The organism is Natrinema sp. CRL1, assembly GCF_059162405.1.
Map to the genome: position 1 here is coordinate 1 of NZ_JBLVOY010000006.1, position 17,543 is coordinate 17,543.

A 17,543-nucleotide genomic window follows, 5' to 3' on the forward strand; every position below is an offset into this window, starting at 1 on the left:
TTTTAGCTAACTGAACGACTTTGCTCGTGAAGCGGGAAATTTTCGACATGGACATCGACGGTTTCCCGCTTCATCTTTCTAGTTCTGACGGTTGAAGCCGACGCCGTACAGCGATTCACCAGAGCCGTTTCTTCAACAGTAGTTTCACCCCGGAGAAATCTAGGTCTTTTTATAGATATTGTTATATATACCGTCTCACTCAGTCCACTCTCTACAGTGAAAGTCTTCTTTCTTTCAGAGGATACACGAGTTATACATCCAGAAACTGTAGCCATAGTTGCCGTGATTGCTCCAAGAACTGTTCGCCGTCTCATGGCTTTTCATTGAAAACTACCTGTAAATGTTTTCTGAAGTACGGCTGTTCAATTCGCAGACGTAGTTACCGCGAGCGTTGTATCTGAAAACTGTAATAGTTTTGAAACCCGAATGATTACTATAGTAGCCACTGAAACGATTTACACACTGACCTCGACGTAGTCATGCGGTCAGGTGTGCACTGACTTTCAGTGGCTACTATAACAGACCCGGATACTACAACGGTAACAATAGGACCAGTGCCTTACCTGAACTCCGATTTTACTTATATGCTTCACTCTGCTCACACCTACTATGGGGACGACACAGCAGAAAGCAGCCGGCGTCTGCGAACACTGTGGGAAGACAGTTGCAGTGTTCCAATCGGAAGATGGGACCATGATGCCGATTGGAACGCGAGGCGGGTGTACATGTGGCAGTTCAGAGTTTCGCCTCTTGTAAGGTAGTTCAATCGAAATACCGTACGACCGTTCTGTTGATCGATTTTCTAACGTACGATCGCGGTCAAGGTCGCTCATCCCTGTCAGCTTAGAAACGCTGGGGAGATGCCTCTCTTTTGGTAACACCTTCTCAACTCTCTGTCAATCCAACCACTTTTTGTGCGATAATTGTGATTGTCCCGTCATGGGGAGTGATACTGTATGTCACTGACCGGGGCACAAAGACCAGCAAATCGACGCGAACGGTACCGCTTAATGGCTGATGCCGCTACTCGACCGTTTGCGGTCGGTGCCGTCACTATTCCTCTGGTACTCCCCGTTTTGGGCTATTTATCCGCTGATGTCCGAGTTATGTTTACCGTTCACCTCTTTCTTGGTGCATTCTGGTTCGGTACTGCGGTGCTCGGCGCGGTCGTCCTCGGCCCTGTAATGGGGAGTCTCTCTGAGGAAGCAAATGCCGAGTTCGCCGAAGGGTTCGTCCCGAAGATGAACCTTCTCATGGAACCAGTCTCGATCGGCGTTATTGGTTCTGGAATTGGCCTTGCCAGCATGATGGGGCTCTTGTCATCCCCGACACCGTCCTTGTGGGCGGCACTTGTCCTCGCTGTCGCGCTGCTCATCCTTGGGTTTGGTCCACTCCACAAATTCACAGCCGGTATGTTTGACGAAATTGCTGCCGAAGAGACCGATCACGAGCGACTCTCCTCCTTAAATAAGAAGTACGGCATGCTGAGTCTGGTCGAACTCCTCCTTATGGTCGCCATCGTCGCCACCATGTCTGGCCTTCGCTGGGGCTTCTAAACCCTCAGTTCACTGTCGAACGAGGGTCTCTCTTCCGTTCTCGCATCACTGCTAAACTTGTCTGTTCAGGTTAGACAGACGATAGTGAACAAGTATACGACCCCAATAGAGAGAAAAGAATGCCATGCTAATTTTCTCTGCCACCTCTGTTCGTCTAATTGATACATCGTATTCAGACAGTATAATCTCTATCTACTACCCTAGAAATGCGTTAGTGATAGTAATATTTTTAGGGTGGGCAAGTGTAGCCATACTCGCGAAAGCAAATCGGTGACCACGAACGATGGCAATAGCACTACAGCAAGCGATGAGCACGATAATATCTGAACAGACGAACGGGCGTGTCCGAACGACACTTCCGAAAGCAGTTGTCGATAAGACTGCGTTCCACGATCTCGAGGATCAACACCAAAAGACACAGTTCCGAATCGGGTGTGGTGGAGAGACGCCCGAACTCACGGTTCGCTTCGGTCCTGGTGTCGGCGGCGGGTCAGCAACCACATCTCCACTTGTCTTTGCCTCGACGGGGCAGGTCCAACTCGAGTTCCCGACGTTTATGGCCCGCGCATGGCGGCTCGTCGATTGTGCCGCTGCATGGGACGACGGATCGGTCACGATCGACGAGGCAACCGGAACCAGAACGGTCACTGCGCCGATCGAAGGGTGGGAGTCTCCTGTCAACCTCGATCTTTTCGCCCTTGCACAGAGCGAGCCGTATCAATCGACGATCCAACGCGCCGGCGAGGAGACACAGAACACGATTTCCATGCTCCCGATGGAGGGAGTCCGGAAGATCGGCATCGAACGCGGCGGATCGACACTTGTCGAGCCCTCGTTTGCCTGTTTCGACGGGCGAACTGTGGTCGTGCTCTCCCGAGTCGATGAGAAGAGCCCGACGAGTCGGTCGGTCGTCTTCGCCGGTCCCTCGAACAGCCAGCCGCGGATCGCCGCCGGCGAGATCACTGTCGGCCTCGGCGTCAGTGAGATCCTCGAGCGCGGCGAGTCGGTCCCGATGCGCTGGGTCGTCCAAGGAGACGAGCTCGTCGGGTTCGTTGCCGACGAGATCGACGCGGCGGTGTGACGATGGCAACCGAACAGACCACACTCGAGGGTGAGACGGCCGATCTTTCAGAACCGGACCCGAAGGTCCTCTCGGTCGTTTCCTGCGGCCAGAGCAAGCAGGATCTTGACGACGGCGAGACCGTACCAGCACGAGAGCTATACAACTCGAGTGTCCACACCTGTAAGGACCGCTACGGACGCCACTCACATGGCTACTCTATCGCGTCGGCGAAGTTTGGACTCGTTCACCACGATGAGGACCTTCCATACTACGATCAGACACTCTCGAAGATGGGTGACGAAGCGGTTCGGAAGTGGGCCGACGACGTGGCCGGGGATCTGCAGCGAATCGTCGATCGCGAGGGCTACGATGCCGTGGTGATTATCGCAGGCGAAGACTACGTCAACCCGCTCGAGGCGCATTTTGAATCGGTCGACGCCGATATTCTGACGCCGTGGCAGACCTGTGACGACGTTGGTGGCGTCGGCGAAGGGATGTCCTGGTGTAACGACGAAAACAATTGGCCCGAAAATGTCTACCACCCGGGTCAGATCGAGGAGATCGTTTCGCCGGCTGTTCCCGACTGGCTGGCCGATCCCGTGGCCGACGCCGACGAGGACGACGTGGATTTCGACGTGTTGCTCGAGCAGATGGGCGTCCCGCGGAGTGTGTACACGCTGCCGACGACGCCCGACGGCGAGGACAAGGAATGGTTCGATCGACTGGCCGTGTTGCAGGATGCTGTCCACGGGGACTACGAGGTCGACTGGAACAAGGTGGTTCGATGAACTATCAGTTTCAAACGAGGCTGTTACAATGATATTCAAGGAGCACCACTGAGAGCAGTTCGGGCTGATGAAAAGACGATAACGTGAAGGGGATGGGGCGAGAATCAGGTCAGTTCGGACAAAACGTCTCGGGCTATCGGGGCGGGGTCGGCACCGCGACCGCACTGCAACGCCCACGGGTGTCCCCAAGGGGACTGCGCCAAAAAATTACAGCGCCCCACCTCCACCTCCGCTGAGTTCCAGTTGAAACCTCGTTCCACTCGAACCAGATGAAATGAAGGTATAGTGGAAAACAATTCAGTACTCGAACATATATCTCGTTACATGTCCTGGAACCTGGATTTTGACGATGGTGATTCGATCGCCTTGGTGCATGAGGATGGGTTCCTCCTCTTTGCAGAGAAAGTGTTAGAACGAGATACACAGATGGATTGGACGATAGAAGTAACGAATACGACTACTGGCGTAGTATTAGCTGAAGACACTCACCACATATATAACGACAAACACCTCTGGTCAGTTCTTGACAAATACACCGAACAGTACCCTCCTTGATGTCCCTAAGGGGGAAGGACAATTGCGTAGCGCGCGCTCTGCGCACCGCACTATAGTAGCTCTTGAAAGTCAATGCACACCCGATCGCAGGATAGCGTTGCGATCGGTGTGTAAATCGTTTCAAGAGCTACTATAGCGAAAAGACTGTCTGGCCGATACAGACCTTATGCGCGAGTAGATCTACTGGTAACGGATACTAAGACCTTGATAACGGTGATTAACAGATACACCTACGAGGGTTTATCAATAAAGCCGAAACCAGACGTGAGTGACATGCATCACCCACAAGAAGACCTGTTGATCGTCTATGCTATCTCTCTACTCACTCACGAGTATGAAGGAGCTGCAAGAGAAGATGAGGCGCTTGATCTCGCAACCGAAATAGCAAATCAACATGGCCTCACGGTCTCCGATGCGATCCGCCAGCTCGAGTAGTGGCTAGGACCGAGATTAGAACTCAACTGCATCGTCCTTACACCGTCACAGTATATCTGGGAAGAAAGGCGTGTATTCCTTAAAATGCACTCTAATATCCACTCAGGCCGTTCTTAGCTAATGGCCAAATGTTTAGTCACAGAAGATACAACTCACAGACATGGCGGAACTCAGGAGTGGTGTCAAGTGGCTCCTCTTCTTGAGCTCCTACATCCCCCTGTACTTTATATTGTCGATTAAACATAGGAATATTATATTTAATTTTCCCGATCTCGGCATAGCTATACTGTCTCCGTTAGTTGGCCAAGAAGTCCCATATGTGTCTATATTTTGGCTATTGCTTATAACTATATCTGGATCGTTCTTATATCTTGTACTAAGGTTACGCCAATCAAAAGGAGGAGAACGGTTTGCGAATATAGACACGTGTAGAAGTCGGAACGATTTGGTTACTAATTATATTTTAGTGTATGTTTTCCCATTTGTCGTGCTTGATTACACGCAAGTCACTAATTGGTTAGCATTCACTGTGTTTTTCTTGGTCATCGGAATTATTCACGTCCGGTCAAACCACCTATATGTGAACCCCGTTCTTGCGATTTTCAACTACGACATATATGAAATCGATACTGGTGATGAAATATTGACTATTGTCACAAAAGAGGACTTGGACCCCTCCTGCCAACCCGTTAAGACAGTAGAATTAAGTAATGGCGTTTACCTAACAGTCTAGTACCAATGGTATCGGCTGACAAAGCCAAGGAAATCCTAAATGATGCCTATGATTTTGCTAATGGGGACCCCGAAGATCGCATTCAAGATTTTTTCTTAGCTGCGGAAAAAGTTCCTGGGGAGGACTCTGATAGAGACGGAGAATATTTGGATATAGGGAAAGTTCCTTTTCACAAAGACATACATACAGAATTAAACGCCCTCTATGTTGAGGAATTATTTAAGGTTGTCAGAGACGTAATAAGGAACAGTGATAAACCGCTTAGTGAATATCAGGCGGGAAATATTGAGGATGAAGTTGTTCCAATTCAATACCTCCCTGTTGAGGAAATACCGAATTACAGTATATTTGAACCATTCACGCGAAAATCTGGATTTGAGGAAACCTCATATGACGGTTTTGAATCCCCAGAAATCCAAGCGCTACGCATTCGCAGTCGATTAGCAGACGAGATGTTCGTTGCTTTTCGAAAATTTTCTACTCGACAAATCGTCGGCAGTTCTTGGAAGGTGAAATTGACCCACAAGAATAGCGAATACGACATATTCAAGGATGATCTTGTAGCTCTGCCAGAGAAAGTCGACGCATTCGTATATGATGGCCTTATGTTTGTCATAAATCAGAGGAAATTTGAAGACATGTTTGACTACTTCACAGCCTATAAGAATAGTGCTGAAGCTGTATTCGAAGCGATTGAAGAAAGCGAATTTACGATCCACACTTCTGACTTGTTCCAGGAGGCAGTCCTAAGTGATCGTTCAGCCTTGAGAAAAATGGTCACTGTCGAGGAAAGAGAGTTGTATCACCAATTGAATAGAGGTACAGTCCAGAAAGTCATTGACGAGTTCAATCTCGATGTGGATTTAGAGGAACGGTCGGGTGAATGGGGGCTTGTGATGGAGAGTCGAAGTGACAAGCGGGATATTATCAGGCTGTTGAATGACGATCATCTATATTCTGAATTGACGGATAGTAGATACCAAGCACAAGCCAAGCGGCCAATCTAGTACTTTCCGAAGACCACCCTGGGGCCTCACATCGACAAATACTGTTCCTCGAATATGCACACGAAACGCAAAATCTTGTGTGCAGATCTCGGGTCACTCGATCACTCAAGGCTATGTTCTTCTCTAGGTAAGCGATACGTTATGTCCACTTTGGCCCAAGATGGGCATCCAGTGAGCCAAAAAACTAGGATTTCGGGGGTCGTGTGTACGAGTACGCAGATCAGAACCGACGGTGACTATCATACCGACGAGATGCGATCGGACGCGCAATCGGCTTCTGCGATTGTAACAAGACGAAAGTAGTGGTGGGTGCCTCCGCCGACGTACCGAAGTTTGTCCAGGCAGCCCACCAGGTCCTCGAACGCGACGAGCTTACGCTTAAGCAGCGCCGAAAGATCACCGAGATTGATTTCGGTCCCCCTCTCACATCACGTACAAATCGACCGTCACAGACGGCGCTCGCTCGGCATCTCGAGATCGACCGAGGCACACGTCGCACACTCCTTGCGGTACCTGTCTTGCCGGGTCACGTCGCCACACGACGGACAGTAGCCCATTGCCTCGGGATTGTGCGTCCGCGCTCGGTGCCAACTGTCCGAATGCTCCGAATGGCCCTTACAAATCGATCTCGTAACCAGCGTACCGAACTTGTCCGTCTCGACGAACTCCTCGTCGTCACCAACAGGCACGCCACAGAAGAGACAGTGTGTTCCATCCAAGTGCTCGCGAACGTCGACGGCCCCGCGATCGCCTGTCGGTCGGTGAATCTCGATCGTCGGAAGTGGTCGGCTCGCGTCGACCGGCTCCGATGTGGACTGCTCAAGCACGTCGGCGACTGTTAGCTTCTCCGGGTCAGTGTCAGGGTCGACAGTTACCCACTCGACAGTCACCGCCTCGGGTGCTGGGACTTCGAACTCCGTAACTGGCTCTTTCGGTCGGTTCCGGGACAACAGCTTCGGCCGTACCCGGGACAGCAGCGTCCGCATACAACGCTCGATAATGAGCACGACGACCAGCAGCAGTGCGGCAACCTTTCGGAAAAACGATCGGATCACCACGGTTAGCCACCCATCGCGTGCTCGAGCGTGACTGCCTCGTCGCGCTCTTGGTCAGCCGGCTCGGCGGCCGCCGATCCCTCGGAGCCATCGGTTGGGCTATCGGTGCCGATCGTCGCCGCGTCACTGTCGTCAGTGTCGGCGTTCTCGTCAGTCGAGCGATGCTCGTCGATCGATACGTCGCCCTCGTCGGTCGGGACGGTCACGCCGCGATACTCGAGGTCGTCGATCGCGACCGGCGCGTCGACGCGGTCGAACATCTCCGACGCCCACTCGTCGGCTGTCTCTCGAGTATCGGCTTCGCCAACATCGTGGGTGTGAGCGGTCCCGATCCGGAGTTCAAACGTGACTCGGTTGTCGTCAGTCGCGGCGACCTCGAACCACGCTGCGGCGTCGCCGAGCTCGTCTTCGAGTATCTCCTCGGCTTTCGCGATGACCTGATATTTGCCGGCCGAGCGGGCAGTCTCGGGATCGACGTCGAGTTCGACCGAGTACTCGTACCAGGTATCACGATCGTACATCACTCGATCACCGTCCGATTCGGCATCCCGATCACGTGCCCCTCGCACACCGGACAAGATTCTTCGATCGGATACCCAGCGAGCAGTTTCGCAAGTGGCGTGTTTTGAGCCTGCGTCTGGAAGTGGTAGTGTGCTCGATTTTTCGCACACTGTTCCTCGTAGGTCACTCGATAGTCAATCCGTTCGGCCTCGAGTGGCGCAGGCGGCGTCGACGGCCCGTAGGCGGGATTCCGAAACGGATCGTCGCGACGATCGTCACCCATCGGGATCACCGCGACGGTCGCTGGATTGCCACGTCTCGAGGACACAACGTGCGTACTCGTCGGTCGTGATCTCGCCCTCTCGGCAGGCTCGGATCCAGTCCAGCGAGACGTACGCGTAGCCGACGCGATTGCCACCGCTGGTGATCTGGATCTGCCCGGTATCTGAGAGGAGTTCGGGGAACGACCGAAGTACGATTGCGGTTGTGAGAAGCGTAACGGCACGCGGCGCTGCCGAGTCCTCGATCCGGATATAGGGATCTGCTGCCACCTCATCGAGATCGGCGATCGAGAGTCGGTTTGCCTCAAGCCGATTTCGAAGGTCGGCGTACGCAGGTGTGTGGGCGGGCGTCGTCCCCGCCCGGGCGTTCGGACGCGAGTAACCGGTGCTCACAGCAGATCACCGACCGTCGTTTGATCCTGCGTTTCGGTATCGGTTTCCTCGAAGTCGTCTTTGATCTCGAGGATCTTCCGGTAGTGGCTTCGGATCGTGATCGGCGAGACACCGCAGTACTCGGCGACCTCGTCTTGGGAGAGCGGTTCCGTGCCGTTGCCGCTGTAGTAGCCCGACTCCTGCTCGATGAGCGCTGCGAGATAGATCGAGGCTGCTGCAAGCCCCGATGGAGATCGGCCAGAGGCGTACTGGTGGGTGTCGAGAATCGAACAGCAGTCGCGGGCGTACGCCTCTTGATCCTCGGAGATCGTACCCACCGGCAGTTGGTCAAGCGCCGTCTCGAGGGCGTCACTCGGGAACGTCAAACTCTGTCGAGTCTGTTCGTTGGTACTCATTCGGAATCGACCTCCGAGAGATCGACATTGGCATCGACATCACTGGGACTTGCATGGGCCGGATCGTCGACGCGAATCGTGAGTGTGCCATCGAATACGTCGGCGGCCTCGATCACGCCGGAGCCTTCGACCCGCGTATCGACGTACGCGAGCGCGATATCGCCGACACTGTCAGTGAGTGACTCGGCTGTCGCAGGTTCGATTCCGCCGCGTTCCTCGAGACCGACCGAGATATCCGTTTCCCACTCACCGCCCTCGCGACGGAACGAGTACGGGCCTCGGTGCTCGAACGCTGCACCGGTCTCCCGATCGACGATCACGACTGCGTTGATCGTATCCGGCGTTCCGAGTCCAGGCGTGCCGAGTTGCTCCTCTGCATCGGTTTCACTCACTGGTGATCACCTCGGCATCTCGCTTTGCACGACGCTCGTGCCAGCCGTCGACCTCGGCTGCACGATCGACCGATTCAACATCTGCAGTGTTGCCGAGCGGTGAGCAATCGTACACACGCATGTACTCCCGTTCACGTGAGAGCGCGATCGCCTCGGCATCGTCCTCCGACGGTGCGAAGACCGTCACATGGTCCCGTTCGAATTCGTCGTCTTCGACGCCCAGTTCGAACATATCGAACTCCGTTTTGAAGGTCTCACGGGCGTCTCGCCACGTCATCGCTTCGATCAGGACCGTGTACTCGAGTCCAGCATCGGTGACCGTGAGAAGCCACGCCTCGGGTTCACCAGGATCAAGGCCGGGGAGTGCAGCCTGTTTCGGTTCGGCTTTGGTCATGCCGACGCACGCTCCTTGATTTCGGAGAGGGTATGCGGACTCAGCGCTTCCATCAGTTCGTTCGGAATCGTCGTTCCGCCGGTAAAGTCGAATTCGTACTGATCGGCAGTCTCGCGATACTCTGCGAAGCTTCCGATATGGGTTAGTTCGACACCGTCCCGTTCGCGTGCTCTGGTGATCGGCGTCGTGATACGATCTGAGTCAGCTTCGCGCTCGAGGACGTCGTCGACGCTGACGCCACGGGCGAAGTGAAGACGGTCTTTCTTCCGACCATCGTCGAAGACCGAGACGAAGACCTGAATCTCGTCTTCGATACTCTCTGCGAGCTCGCTTCGAACGTAGATCACGCGAAGCACGGTCTCGTATTCCGAATCGTCTACCTTCCGAGCCGACTTGCCGTGTGTCTCGAGTTGCCGGCGTTCGGCTTCGGTATAGGGGCCGTGGTAGTGGGGATCGTCCTGATCGCCGACTACCTGGAACGCATCGTCATCGGGCATTTCATCGACCCAGATTTTTCGGATGGCACCCGGCCAGTTTTTCTTGATCTCGTCCGGATCTGCAACGGACGATGATTCGGACTCACTCATCGGTCTCACCGCCGCTCCCGTTGCCGTTGAGATTGAAGAACTCGAGGACGCGCTCGGGAAAGTCCGATAGGTCCCAGTTCGCCAGCATGGTTGCTTTTGGAACCGGGTGCTCGAGTTCGACGATCTCGATTTCGTCTGAGGAAGTGGCATCGTAGCGACCGAGCTTCATCGATCGGCGACCACTCTCGTGGTCGAACAGCGTGATCGCGTTGGTGGTCGTCATGCCGATCGCACCTCGGAGACCGGTCGGTAGTTGTGACTCTGTCCGGCTCTGCTATCGAAGGGGTGTGTGCAGTTTCGCATCGTTCAGCGACGGTTTGCGACCGTCTATCAAGACAGTCACACGATTTGACTATAAATCTACGGGTCGCCAAGGTGGCGCGAGACAGCTACTATCGGTCGAATATAACGGATCCGATCGGTTCCGATACTCAGGGGGACACCCCTCGTTTTCAGTGAAAACAATACACTGGACACCCCTGATTTTCAGTGAAAGAGCAGTCAATACGAGAGGGACACCCCTCGTTTTCAGTGAACCGCAAGGCAACTATACAGAAGATTCCGAAAGTGCATCCAACACGTCCCGTTGGGCCTCCGACGACTCGAGACAGGCGGTCATGACTACATCAGGATCGTGCAATAGACGGTGCGTCCGGTAGCTTCCCTCACCCTTGCCGCCGCCCGTATGCCGGCTTTCCGTTATCTCTGGGAGCGTCCACTTTTTCATTAAATCCAGCACTCGCTGGTGAGTGAGCGATTCACCGGCTGTTACTTTGGCGACGATACAGTAGGCATCGTACAGTTCTCCCGTCGAGAAAGAATCCTTGAGTTTGGATTTGGTGAGATACGCAAGTGCATACAGCGCGTATCGAGAGTGCGGCGTACCGTTTTTGATGACCTGAATTGATCGGTTGAGATCACTGTATTCGTCGGCCTGTCGGACATGCTCTTCGGTCACTCGGTCGCTGTCATCTTTCTCTGCGAGTTTGCCTGCAGAGCGAAGAATATCGAGCGCGCGGCGGGCGTCACCGTGATCGCGGGCAGCAAGCGCAGAGGCTAATTGGATCACGCCCCCCTCGAGCACGTCCTCTTTAAATGCGTCACTCCGCCGTTCGAGGATCGCCTGCAACTGGTTTGCGTCGTAGGGCGGGAAGATGATCGGATCGTCCTGGAAGCTCGAGGCGACGCGCTCGTCGGGCGCATCGGAGTAATCCGTCTTGTTGCTAATCGCGACCACGGAGATGTAACAGCCTGTTTTTCCTGCTTCTTCCGACCGAGAGAGTTTCGAGAGGATTTCTGCGGTATCGTCGCCGAGTTTGTCGATCTCATCGAGGATGACGATCAGTGAATCGCTCTCATGGAGGAGGCCTTCGGAATCCCAAAGAGCATCATAATAGCGACTGGCCCCGACGCCCTCTTTTGGAATGTAGCGATCAGGATCGATCGCATCACGAACCTCAAACGCCATCGTTCGGGCCGCCCGTGTCTCTGTATTATACTGGTCACAGTCGACATAGGCCGCCGTCAGATTGGTTCCTTGCATTTGAGCGATACCTCGAGCACGACCAGTGACGTGTTTCGCGACGAGTGACTTTCCGGTCCCCGTCTTCCCGAATAGGAAGCCACTCTCCGGAGGGTCACCGAAGGCCGCTGGTTTCAGGAGTGCTTCGACGGTTTCGATCTCGCGATCTCGCCCGACAATCCGGTCTTTCTGCGGGACGTGCTGTGGACGGAGGAGCTCACGACGGCGAAAAATAGACGTCGCTTCGTCTGCCATCGGGTCATCCTGAAGATCCTCGACTGAGGGAGTCGGGATTGGATCGTTACCCATTGGCTATCTCATTACAGACAACCATAATAAATCCACCGCACCTCATTTTCAGTGAAAGATGGGAAATTGGGTGTTTGAAGGATTTTTGAGGGACGCCATCAGAAAGAGTGAGCAGACACACCCACCCCTGATTTTCAGTGAAAGGCTCCGAAAGGATGAACCTGCAGTTCGACTCGAGGCCGGATCCCTTGATCGCATTATTATATTATTTATGGTATAGGTAAAGTAGTAGTGTAGTAGTAGGTAGTGAAGTGCTCTAGCTAGTAGTAGAGTGAAACTGTCTTTCTCACCGCCATGTCTTTATATGTGCTCCTCTTTGGAGTTGAGATTGCTTTCGCACACGTTCTGCCTTTCACTGAAAACGAGGGGTGTGTCTGTGTCGTCCGAACGTGTTACTGTTCTATGTAATCTTGGAGCGTCACGTCCGGTGCAGTGTCTCGAGTCATCTTGCTGTTCTCGTCGATCGTCTTTGCTTCGTGGCAGTCCGCACACAGTGTCTGGAGGTTCGACTCATCGAGTGGGTGGCCGCCGTCTGCGATCCGTTCGATGTGATCAACCTCCATCACTCGGTGGTCGAGATCACCGTACTGTTCCCAGAGATCGATCCAGTCATCGTCGCTCTCGTCGCTCTGTTCGTCGACGAGTTCTCGAGTCTGCCAGTACGCCCGTTCCTGCATTGCTTTCGTGAGTCCACAGTTTTGGCAGGTGTAATCGTCTCGCTCGAGGATTTTCTTCCGGACGGGATCCCAGAGGAACATCTGCTGGACTGCGTTGGCGATCTTCCGGCAACGCTCCGAACAGTAGTTCCAGCGGCCGTCGACGACGGGTTCGTCACAGACCCGGCAGAGATCAGGTTGTGTCTGCGGGAAGAGCGTATCCATCGTCTTGTTTAATTTCTGCTGTCGATTGTGATTCCCCGACATCACTTTTCCTCCAAGTCAGCGATCTTTTTGTCGATCTCCTCGCGAACAGCGTCGGGAAGCTTCGCGATCGCCCGCTCGTTGATCAGTTGGCGTGTCGTCGACGACGCCGGGTAGACGGTATCTGCCCAGACGTGGATCTCGAGGTCGTCCCGATCGAGAGAGATGAGCCCGACGCCCGAGTCATGGAACTGTTTTGTGTGCTCGAGGGCGTCATCGATCGCGCCGGCGTCCATGACGACCCAGCGCGTATCCGCGTAACTGTCCGACCGAATCGCCTGTCGAAGTGCCTGTTCCCAATCTCGCTGCTTGAGCTCGAAGGCGTGAATCGAAAGGATGTCTGGATATCGGACTGTTACGGCCGCGATATTCGACCGGCCAGTGAGATCCGGATCAGCCGGGGTGTCGATCGGGAGTTGGGCTTGTTGGCCCAGCGATTCCTCGCGAACCGCCTCGAGATAGTTGTGTTCGACGAGCCAATCCCAGACCTCGCGACAGGTCGACTCGGACGAGTACGTGGTATCCTCGTGGACCCAGCGGTACTTCGAGATCGGCTCGAGCGTCTGCAGTGTTCGGTAGGACCGACGGTACTTCCGCTCGTCGGGCAGCGGTGTGAGATGGCCGAGTGCCCGCTGTCGTCGCGCACAGTCCCACGGATCGAAGCGAGCCGTGACGAGATCCGTCTGGAAGGCAGCGTAGGGCACCTCGTCGAAGATCACGTCGCCCTCGAGTTGATAGGGGAGATCGTCGGACAGCAGTTGTTCCTCTGCTGTCTCGGTCATGTCGTAGAGTTCGTCCTCGAACTCGAGGGTCATGCCGACACCCCGTTATCTCGGTCCCGGTTGTGCTCTCGCTCAAGCGCGTCGCGAGCGCGCTTTGTCACAGCGGGGAGATCGGGGATCTCTCGAATTCGGCGCTGTTCGTAGAGGCCAGTCTCTTCGTTTTCCACAGAGAGACGCGTTCCCATCTCCGGTCGCGGACCGCTGGACTGCTTGAAGAAAAAGTCCACCTCTTGCTCGAGACACTGGTGGTAAATCTCTCGTGCCCACTCGTGTTCCATATCCCGATAGCCGGGTCCAGACTCCCCACCGACGATTGCCCACTCGTACCCCGTGAGATCGATCTCTCCGACGGGGCCGACCAACGGCTCGAAACTCAGAAAGAGCGTCTGGGCGTCACAGTCACGGAGAAGATCGATCCGCTCCGTTACTTGATTGTCTTCGATCGAGGTCCCCATCCAGACGTTTTCGGGCCACTCGAGGGTCATGTGAGCAGCCCGTCCCGGACGCTTCGTGAGAATCTGGAAGATGTGGTGGGGACAGTTCCGCATAATGGCGAACACATCCCGGATGAACTCGTCGGTGATCTGGGAGTGGAACAGGTCGGACATCGAGTTGACGAAGATCCGACTCGGATCACTGAGGGTGTATGGCTCCTCGAGTTTCTCCGGATGCATCGAGACGTTTGCCTCGGCGTGCTCGGTTGTCCACTCTTCCTCGGTGTGTCCGTACTGTCGGGAGATCCGCTCAGCGTAGCAGCCAGCGCCAACATCCTCGCCGTCTTCACCGAGTCCGCAGCCACTCGAGACTTTCGAGCAACCGTGGGTAGGGTTCCAGCTATAATCTGCCCACGCGATGTTAGTCGTCTGCATTGATTTTCTCCTCCGTTCCTACTGGTTGATCCCCGATCGGGTCGGCACCTGCTACCTCGATATATCCGTACTCGTTGTACGGCCCAGTACAACAGCGGTCAGCTTCGGTGTCATCGTCGAACCGATCGTTACAGCCTTTGCACTCGTACTGTCCATCTCGAGCAGGGCAGTAGTGAGGCGTGAATGCCATATCAAGCAGGGACCCCGGTATCATCCCCGGTTCCGGTGGTTCGTCTCTTCGCTCGGCGATCTCGCCGCTTTGAAAGACGATAACCTCCTGCTGGCATCCCGGACACGCTGTTACGCCGGTATCCGATGCATCCGGATCGTACTCTGTAGTAGTGTTACTCGCCATCTTGATCATCCTCGGTGTCTGTATACTGCTCCAAGTGATCGGAATGGAGATTCAGTTCGTCTCCGACCCGCTCTAAATGCTGCCTCGTCTCTCGGACGGATTCTTTCCGATGGTCGCTGATATCGTCGTCCTCGAGCACGAAGTCGCATTGTTGGAGACCATAGACGATATTCGAGTGGATCGTCCGGCGGTCGGCCGTCCACGACTGCCGCTTGTGCCACAGATACCAGCGCAGCAGTACCAGCAGATCGATCAGCAGGAACAGCCAGAGGAGCGGGTTGTACCAGCTATATTGGCCCAGATTTCGGGTTGGATTGTTCCAGTTGTAGATATCCGTTCGGTCAATCTCGTCACTGGGCATCGTACATCGCCTCTTCGATTAGCCCCTCATCTTCAGGGAAGTGGCCGCAGTCCGCGAAAGGTCCCTCTCCAGTGAAAAACACGAACCGAACTTCACAACCACACGAGAGACGGAGTGCTTCGGGATCGTCCATCGACGTGTCGGTGACGATCACCTCTTCGATACCCGCATAGTGAACGTGCCGAGGGCACGGGGCGACCGTCGTCTCGGAACTACTCATCGGTATCACGCTCCGTTTCCGTGTCGCGTGACTGTTGGTTCTTCTTCCGTTGAGCTTCGATCGAACTCTCTGGCGGTTCGTCTCGAAACTCACCACAGTACATGCAGAGGTAGTGGCCGTCTGCCGAATCCCATGTGAACGCATGGTTGCAGTCGAGTTGTGGATCTGTGAACGTCTCGGGCCAATCCTCGGGTCGTTCAGTCCCGCACGAGTCGTCACTCACCGTTCTCACCACCTGTACCGATGGAAGTGCCATTACCACCGAGTGACTCCGTGACAAGAAGCCCCAACCGCTCCAACTCCGAAACAGCGACGGGACACAGCATTCGGTTGTTCTTGATCTCAGAGTTGGTCTTGACTCTGTACGGAAGCGTCACGCCACCTGCGCGCTCTCTTTCACCGCAGAAATCGCACGAGCCTGCAGGTTCGCGTTCAGTACCGCTCGAGTCACTCATCGGTAGTATTCCTCCTGTAGCCAGCCATCGAGATCGTCGGCCCGCTGTCGAAGGCCCGCTTCGATATGGTAGAGATGGGCATCGAGATGGGGCCGGCGCGCTGCGAGCTCACCAGCTTCGCCGTCCATCGTTGCGACGGCACCTGCGAGCCGATCGCCAAACTCGGCTTCTCGGCTTGGCTCTGGATCCTTTCGATCGACGACGTCCGCGATTTCGTTCGCGGGCACCCAGGCCCATCCAGTCTCATGTTCAACTCTGTACCGGGTGAACGCGGAGAGTGGGCTATCCTCGTCAACCGCTACGATATCGCCCTCGAACGTTTCCCGGCCGCGTTCTGGCCACCAACTCTCGTACTGGACGCGATCGTCAACGGAGAGGTCACTGTAGACTTCACTCGAGGAGTTGCTTTCGGACGGGTCGCGATCTGTTTCGATCGTCTGTCTGGCCTCAACGACGAGCATCGTCTGGTCGCCCTCCATGGTTGCGAGTGGAACTGGGCCAAAAGCAGTCTCGCCGTTCTGATATTCGAGTGTTGCACCCGACAGGCCACGCATGAGGTCGGGATCTGACTCGAGGCTGATCTCGGTCGCGACGAACTCGTCGCCGTCAAAGGCTTCGTCCGCTTGTATGATCGCCTCGGCGTCGAACGTTCGCTCCCGGTCGCCCTCGATGATATGGATCGTCACCGACTTGACCGAGTCAGTGATATCGGTCCGCTCGAGGTCCGGTCGGTCTTGTTCGATCGCGACTTCATCTGCTGTGGATTCCGCCATTACTGATCAGCCCCCGTAGCCCCAGAGTGATCGTCGAAGTGCCTCGAGTCGTCCCAGAACGTCTCCTCGCTTGGCGCGGTCGGTGCATCCAGCCACGATGCGACACGGTGGGCGTCTGGGTCGTCCTCGTAGACTGGCCGTGACTCGAGGATTTCTGAATGGACGACATCCCAGTCGTCGCTCGGCATTTCTGGACCGACCAGTTCACCAGCACGCTCCTCAGCGAGTGCCTGAGTCGGGGTGTAAACATCTACGTAGTATTCTTCTACGCGACACAGTTTCACCGTGGCATACTCTCCAAGTTTTCGAGCGCCGAGTGTGCCGGACTGTTCAGAACTGTCCGTGGTCATCGCGCCTCACGCTCCTTTCCCGTGTCTACTAAGCGATACCTGTCCCGGAGAGAATAAGTCGTTAGACCAGCGTCACATAGGCATGGAAGCAAAGGACTACGCGATTCTGTTCGTGCTTGATGTGATTGCGACTGTAGTCGGTATTTTCGCGTACATCGCTGTCGGCGGTTCGTTCTGACAGCATACGTTCCGGACTGTACAGTTCCGCTCGAGGAGTTATCGCCAGAGTCGATCTCCCCAGGCATCACTGATCAGCCTCCGGTCCGACTCTCCGGCTGTATTCGATGATCGTGCGCTTTTGGACTGTCTTGAATGGGTGGTCTTTGAGGATAACCGGGTGGTGACGGCGTCGGTCAACTCTCTCGACAGTGGCCGTTTCGTCGGTTCGAAGCGTCACTTCTTCGCCCGCTTCGGGAAAGGAGATCGCCTCTGCGATCCCATTCACTGGCTCGAGATATGTTTTCTCGTCGGTGTCCATCTCTGCCGAGGTCT

General features: G+C 55.0%; 27 protein-coding genes and 1 pseudogene. 8 read left to right on the forward strand and 20 right to left on the reverse strand.

Going from position 1 to position 17,543, the window contains the following annotated elements; all coding sequences use genetic code 11:
• Positions 1 to 956: 956 nt before the first annotated feature.
• From ACJYUO_RS18185 to ACJYUO_RS18220, 8 genes and pseudogenes are all read left to right on the forward strand, one after another.
• A complete protein-coding gene (locus ACJYUO_RS18185; RefSeq protein WP_494346755.1) occupies positions 957 to 1,556 on the forward strand; it encodes a hypothetical protein in 600 nt (199 codons plus the stop codon).
• A gap of 283 nt (positions 1,557 to 1,839) precedes the next feature.
• Positions 1,840 to 2,637, forward strand: coding sequence for a hypothetical protein (locus ACJYUO_RS18190; protein WP_494346756.1), 798 nt, complete (start codon positions 1,840 to 1,842; stop codon positions 2,635 to 2,637).
• Positions 2,638 to 2,639: 2 nt separating this feature from the next.
• Complete coding sequence (locus ACJYUO_RS18195; RefSeq protein WP_494346757.1) at positions 2,640 to 3,407, forward strand: DUF6884 domain-containing protein; 768 nt, start codon at positions 2,640 to 2,642, stop codon at positions 3,405 to 3,407.
• Positions 3,408 to 3,731: 324 nt separating this feature from the next.
• Positions 3,732 to 3,962 (forward strand): hypothetical protein, encoded by a 231-nt coding sequence (locus ACJYUO_RS18200; protein WP_494346758.1) that lies wholly within the window; start codon positions 3,732 to 3,734, stop codon positions 3,960 to 3,962.
• Between the two features lie 213 nt (positions 3,963 to 4,175).
• A complete protein-coding gene (locus ACJYUO_RS18205) occupies positions 4,176 to 4,397 on the forward strand; it encodes a hypothetical protein (protein WP_494346759.1) in 222 nt (73 codons plus the stop codon).
• A gap of 160 nt (positions 4,398 to 4,557) precedes the next feature.
• Positions 4,558 to 5,130, forward strand: coding sequence for a KwaA family protein (locus ACJYUO_RS18210; protein ID WP_494346760.1), 573 nt, complete (start codon positions 4,558 to 4,560; stop codon positions 5,128 to 5,130).
• A 5-nt stretch (positions 5,131 to 5,135) separates the two neighbouring features.
• Positions 5,136 to 6,137 (forward strand): Kiwa anti-phage protein KwaB-like domain-containing protein, encoded by a 1,002-nt coding sequence (locus ACJYUO_RS18215; protein WP_494346761.1) that lies wholly within the window; start codon positions 5,136 to 5,138, stop codon positions 6,135 to 6,137.
• Between the two features lie 269 nt (positions 6,138 to 6,406).
• A pseudogene (locus ACJYUO_RS18220) lies at positions 6,407 to 6,454 on the forward strand (hypothetical protein); the annotation flags it as partial.
• Between the two features lie 129 nt (positions 6,455 to 6,583).
• On the opposite strand, the gene ACJYUO_RS18225 reads toward ACJYUO_RS18220, so the two are convergent.
• The 20 genes from ACJYUO_RS18225 to ACJYUO_RS18320 all read right to left on the reverse strand — a co-directional run bounded on the left by ACJYUO_RS18225 (position 6,584) and on the right by ACJYUO_RS18320 (position 17,529).
• Entirely contained in the window at positions 6,584 to 7,192 is a 609-nt protein-coding gene (locus ACJYUO_RS18225; protein ID WP_494346762.1) for a hypothetical protein, read from the reverse strand.
• Between the two features lie 5 nt (positions 7,193 to 7,197).
• Positions 7,198 to 7,713, reverse strand: coding sequence for a hypothetical protein (locus ACJYUO_RS18230; protein ID WP_494346763.1), 516 nt, complete (start codon positions 7,711 to 7,713; stop codon positions 7,198 to 7,200).
• Positions 7,713 to 7,976 (reverse strand): hypothetical protein, encoded by a 264-nt coding sequence (locus ACJYUO_RS18235; RefSeq protein ID WP_494346764.1) that lies wholly within the window; start codon positions 7,974 to 7,976, stop codon positions 7,713 to 7,715. The genes ACJYUO_RS18230 and ACJYUO_RS18235 overlap by 1 nt, the downstream gene beginning before the upstream one ends.
• Complete coding sequence (locus ACJYUO_RS18240) at positions 7,969 to 8,367, reverse strand: DUF8159 domain-containing protein (protein ID WP_494346765.1); 399 nt, start codon at positions 8,365 to 8,367, stop codon at positions 7,969 to 7,971. Before ACJYUO_RS18240 ends, ACJYUO_RS18235 begins: the two co-directional genes overlap by 8 nt.
• Positions 8,364 to 8,762 (reverse strand): hypothetical protein, encoded by a 399-nt coding sequence (locus tag ACJYUO_RS18245; protein WP_494346766.1) that lies wholly within the window; start codon positions 8,760 to 8,762, stop codon positions 8,364 to 8,366. Before ACJYUO_RS18245 ends, ACJYUO_RS18240 begins: the two co-directional genes overlap by 4 nt.
• A complete protein-coding gene (locus tag ACJYUO_RS18250) occupies positions 8,759 to 9,154 on the reverse strand; it encodes a hypothetical protein (protein WP_494346767.1) in 396 nt (131 codons plus the stop codon). The genes ACJYUO_RS18245 and ACJYUO_RS18250 overlap by 4 nt, the downstream gene beginning before the upstream one ends.
• A complete protein-coding gene (locus tag ACJYUO_RS18255) occupies positions 9,147 to 9,548 on the reverse strand; it encodes a hypothetical protein (RefSeq protein ID WP_494346768.1) in 402 nt (133 codons plus the stop codon). Before ACJYUO_RS18255 ends, ACJYUO_RS18250 begins: the two co-directional genes overlap by 8 nt.
• Positions 9,545 to 10,135 (reverse strand): hypothetical protein, encoded by a 591-nt coding sequence (locus tag ACJYUO_RS18260; protein ID WP_494346769.1) that lies wholly within the window; start codon positions 10,133 to 10,135, stop codon positions 9,545 to 9,547. The genes ACJYUO_RS18255 and ACJYUO_RS18260 overlap by 4 nt, the downstream gene beginning before the upstream one ends.
• Positions 10,128 to 10,358, reverse strand: a complete 231-nt coding sequence (locus tag ACJYUO_RS18265) for a hypothetical protein (protein ID WP_494346770.1) — start codon at positions 10,356 to 10,358, stop codon at positions 10,128 to 10,130. Before ACJYUO_RS18265 ends, ACJYUO_RS18260 begins: the two co-directional genes overlap by 8 nt.
• A 324-nt stretch (positions 10,359 to 10,682) precedes the next feature.
• Complete coding sequence (locus ACJYUO_RS18270; protein ID WP_494346771.1) at positions 10,683 to 11,966, reverse strand: Cdc6/Cdc18 family protein; 1,284 nt, start codon at positions 11,964 to 11,966, stop codon at positions 10,683 to 10,685.
• Positions 11,967 to 12,358: 392 nt separating this feature from the next.
• Positions 12,359 to 12,889, reverse strand: coding sequence for an HNH endonuclease (locus ACJYUO_RS18275; protein ID WP_494346772.1), 531 nt, complete (start codon positions 12,887 to 12,889; stop codon positions 12,359 to 12,361).
• A complete protein-coding gene (locus ACJYUO_RS18280; protein ID WP_494346773.1) occupies positions 12,889 to 13,701 on the reverse strand; it encodes a hypothetical protein in 813 nt (270 codons plus the stop codon). The genes ACJYUO_RS18275 and ACJYUO_RS18280 overlap by 1 nt, the downstream gene beginning before the upstream one ends.
• Positions 13,698 to 14,537: a DUF5131 family protein gene (locus tag ACJYUO_RS18285; RefSeq protein ID WP_494346774.1), complete on the reverse strand. Its 840-nt coding sequence runs from the start codon at positions 14,535 to 14,537 to the stop codon at positions 13,698 to 13,700. The genes ACJYUO_RS18280 and ACJYUO_RS18285 overlap by 4 nt, the downstream gene beginning before the upstream one ends.
• On the reverse strand, positions 14,524 to 14,892 hold the full coding sequence (locus ACJYUO_RS18290) for a hypothetical protein (protein ID WP_494346775.1): 369 nt from the start codon (positions 14,890 to 14,892) through the stop codon (positions 14,524 to 14,526). The genes ACJYUO_RS18285 and ACJYUO_RS18290 overlap by 14 nt, the downstream gene beginning before the upstream one ends.
• Positions 14,882 to 15,253: a hypothetical protein gene (locus tag ACJYUO_RS18295; RefSeq protein WP_494346776.1), complete on the reverse strand. Its 372-nt coding sequence runs from the start codon at positions 15,251 to 15,253 to the stop codon at positions 14,882 to 14,884. The genes ACJYUO_RS18290 and ACJYUO_RS18295 overlap by 11 nt, the downstream gene beginning before the upstream one ends.
• Positions 15,243 to 15,473 (reverse strand): hypothetical protein, encoded by a 231-nt coding sequence (locus ACJYUO_RS18300; protein WP_494346777.1) that lies wholly within the window; start codon positions 15,471 to 15,473, stop codon positions 15,243 to 15,245. The genes ACJYUO_RS18295 and ACJYUO_RS18300 overlap by 11 nt, the downstream gene beginning before the upstream one ends.
• A gap of 215 nt (positions 15,474 to 15,688) precedes the next feature.
• Entirely contained in the window at positions 15,689 to 15,928 is a 240-nt protein-coding gene (locus ACJYUO_RS18305) for a hypothetical protein (RefSeq protein WP_494346778.1), read from the reverse strand.
• Complete coding sequence (locus ACJYUO_RS18310; protein WP_494346779.1) at positions 15,925 to 16,701, reverse strand: hypothetical protein; 777 nt, start codon at positions 16,699 to 16,701, stop codon at positions 15,925 to 15,927. Before ACJYUO_RS18310 ends, ACJYUO_RS18305 begins: the two co-directional genes overlap by 4 nt.
• Positions 16,701 to 17,051: a hypothetical protein gene (locus ACJYUO_RS18315; protein WP_494346780.1), complete on the reverse strand. Its 351-nt coding sequence runs from the start codon at positions 17,049 to 17,051 to the stop codon at positions 16,701 to 16,703. Before ACJYUO_RS18315 ends, ACJYUO_RS18310 begins: the two co-directional genes overlap by 1 nt.
• 244 nt (positions 17,052 to 17,295) lie before the next feature.
• Positions 17,296 to 17,529 (reverse strand): hypothetical protein, encoded by a 234-nt coding sequence (locus tag ACJYUO_RS18320; RefSeq protein ID WP_494346781.1) that lies wholly within the window; start codon positions 17,527 to 17,529, stop codon positions 17,296 to 17,298.
• Between the last annotated feature and the right edge of the window lie 14 nt (positions 17,530 to 17,543).

Bases quoted from the DNA above. Each gene is read 5' to 3' on its own strand.
- ACJYUO_RS18185 (WP_494346755.1), top strand. From the start codon at position 957: ATGTCACTGACCGGGGCACAAAGACCAGCAAATCGACGCGAACGGTAC.
- ACJYUO_RS18190 (WP_494346756.1), top strand. From the start codon at position 1,840: ATGGCAATAGCACTACAGCAAGCGATGAGCACGATAATATCTGAACAG.
- ACJYUO_RS18195 (WP_494346757.1), top strand. From the start codon at position 2,640: ATGGCAACCGAACAGACCACACTCGAGGGTGAGACGGCCGATCTTTCA.
- ACJYUO_RS18200 (WP_494346758.1), top strand. From the start codon at position 3,732: ATGTCCTGGAACCTGGATTTTGACGATGGTGATTCGATCGCCTTGGTG.
- ACJYUO_RS18210 (WP_494346760.1), top strand. From the start codon at position 4,558: ATGGCGGAACTCAGGAGTGGTGTCAAGTGGCTCCTCTTCTTGAGCTCC.
- ACJYUO_RS18215 (WP_494346761.1), top strand. From the start codon at position 5,136: ATGGTATCGGCTGACAAAGCCAAGGAAATCCTAAATGATGCCTATGAT.
- ACJYUO_RS18230 (WP_494346763.1), bottom strand. From the start codon at position 7,713: ATGTACGATCGTGATACCTGGTACGAGTACTCGGTCGAACTCGACGTC.
- ACJYUO_RS18235 (WP_494346764.1), bottom strand. From the start codon at position 7,976: ATGGGTGACGATCGTCGCGACGATCCGTTTCGGAATCCCGCCTACGGG.
- ACJYUO_RS18245 (WP_494346766.1), bottom strand. From the start codon at position 8,762: ATGAGTACCAACGAACAGACTCGACAGAGTTTGACGTTCCCGAGTGAC.
- ACJYUO_RS18255 (WP_494346768.1), bottom strand. From the start codon at position 9,548: ATGACCAAAGCCGAACCGAAACAGGCTGCACTCCCCGGCCTTGATCCT.
- ACJYUO_RS18260 (WP_494346769.1), bottom strand. From the start codon at position 10,135: ATGAGTGAGTCCGAATCATCGTCCGTTGCAGATCCGGACGAGATCAAG.
- ACJYUO_RS18265 (WP_494346770.1), bottom strand. From the start codon at position 10,358: ATGACGACCACCAACGCGATCACGCTGTTCGACCACGAGAGTGGTCGC.
- ACJYUO_RS18270 (WP_494346771.1), bottom strand. From the start codon at position 11,966: ATGGGTAACGATCCAATCCCGACTCCCTCAGTCGAGGATCTTCAGGAT.
- ACJYUO_RS18275 (WP_494346772.1), bottom strand. From the start codon at position 12,889: ATGTCGGGGAATCACAATCGACAGCAGAAATTAAACAAGACGATGGAT.
- ACJYUO_RS18280 (WP_494346773.1), bottom strand. From the start codon at position 13,701: ATGACCCTCGAGTTCGAGGACGAACTCTACGACATGACCGAGACAGCA.
- ACJYUO_RS18285 (WP_494346774.1), bottom strand. From the start codon at position 14,537: ATGCAGACGACTAACATCGCGTGGGCAGATTATAGCTGGAACCCTACC.
- ACJYUO_RS18290 (WP_494346775.1), bottom strand. From the start codon at position 14,892: ATGGCGAGTAACACTACTACAGAGTACGATCCGGATGCATCGGATACC.
- ACJYUO_RS18295 (WP_494346776.1), bottom strand. From the start codon at position 15,253: ATGCCCAGTGACGAGATTGACCGAACGGATATCTACAACTGGAACAAT.
- ACJYUO_RS18300 (WP_494346777.1), bottom strand. From the start codon at position 15,473: ATGAGTAGTTCCGAGACGACGGTCGCCCCGTGCCCTCGGCACGTTCAC.
- ACJYUO_RS18305 (WP_494346778.1), bottom strand. From the start codon at position 15,928: ATGAGTGACTCGAGCGGTACTGAACGCGAACCTGCAGGCTCGTGCGAT.
- ACJYUO_RS18310 (WP_494346779.1), bottom strand. From the start codon at position 16,701: ATGGCGGAATCCACAGCAGATGAAGTCGCGATCGAACAAGACCGACCG.
- ACJYUO_RS18315 (WP_494346780.1), bottom strand. From the start codon at position 17,051: ATGACCACGGACAGTTCTGAACAGTCCGGCACACTCGGCGCTCGAAAA.
- ACJYUO_RS18320 (WP_494346781.1), bottom strand. From the start codon at position 17,529: ATGGACACCGACGAGAAAACATATCTCGAGCCAGTGAATGGGATCGCA.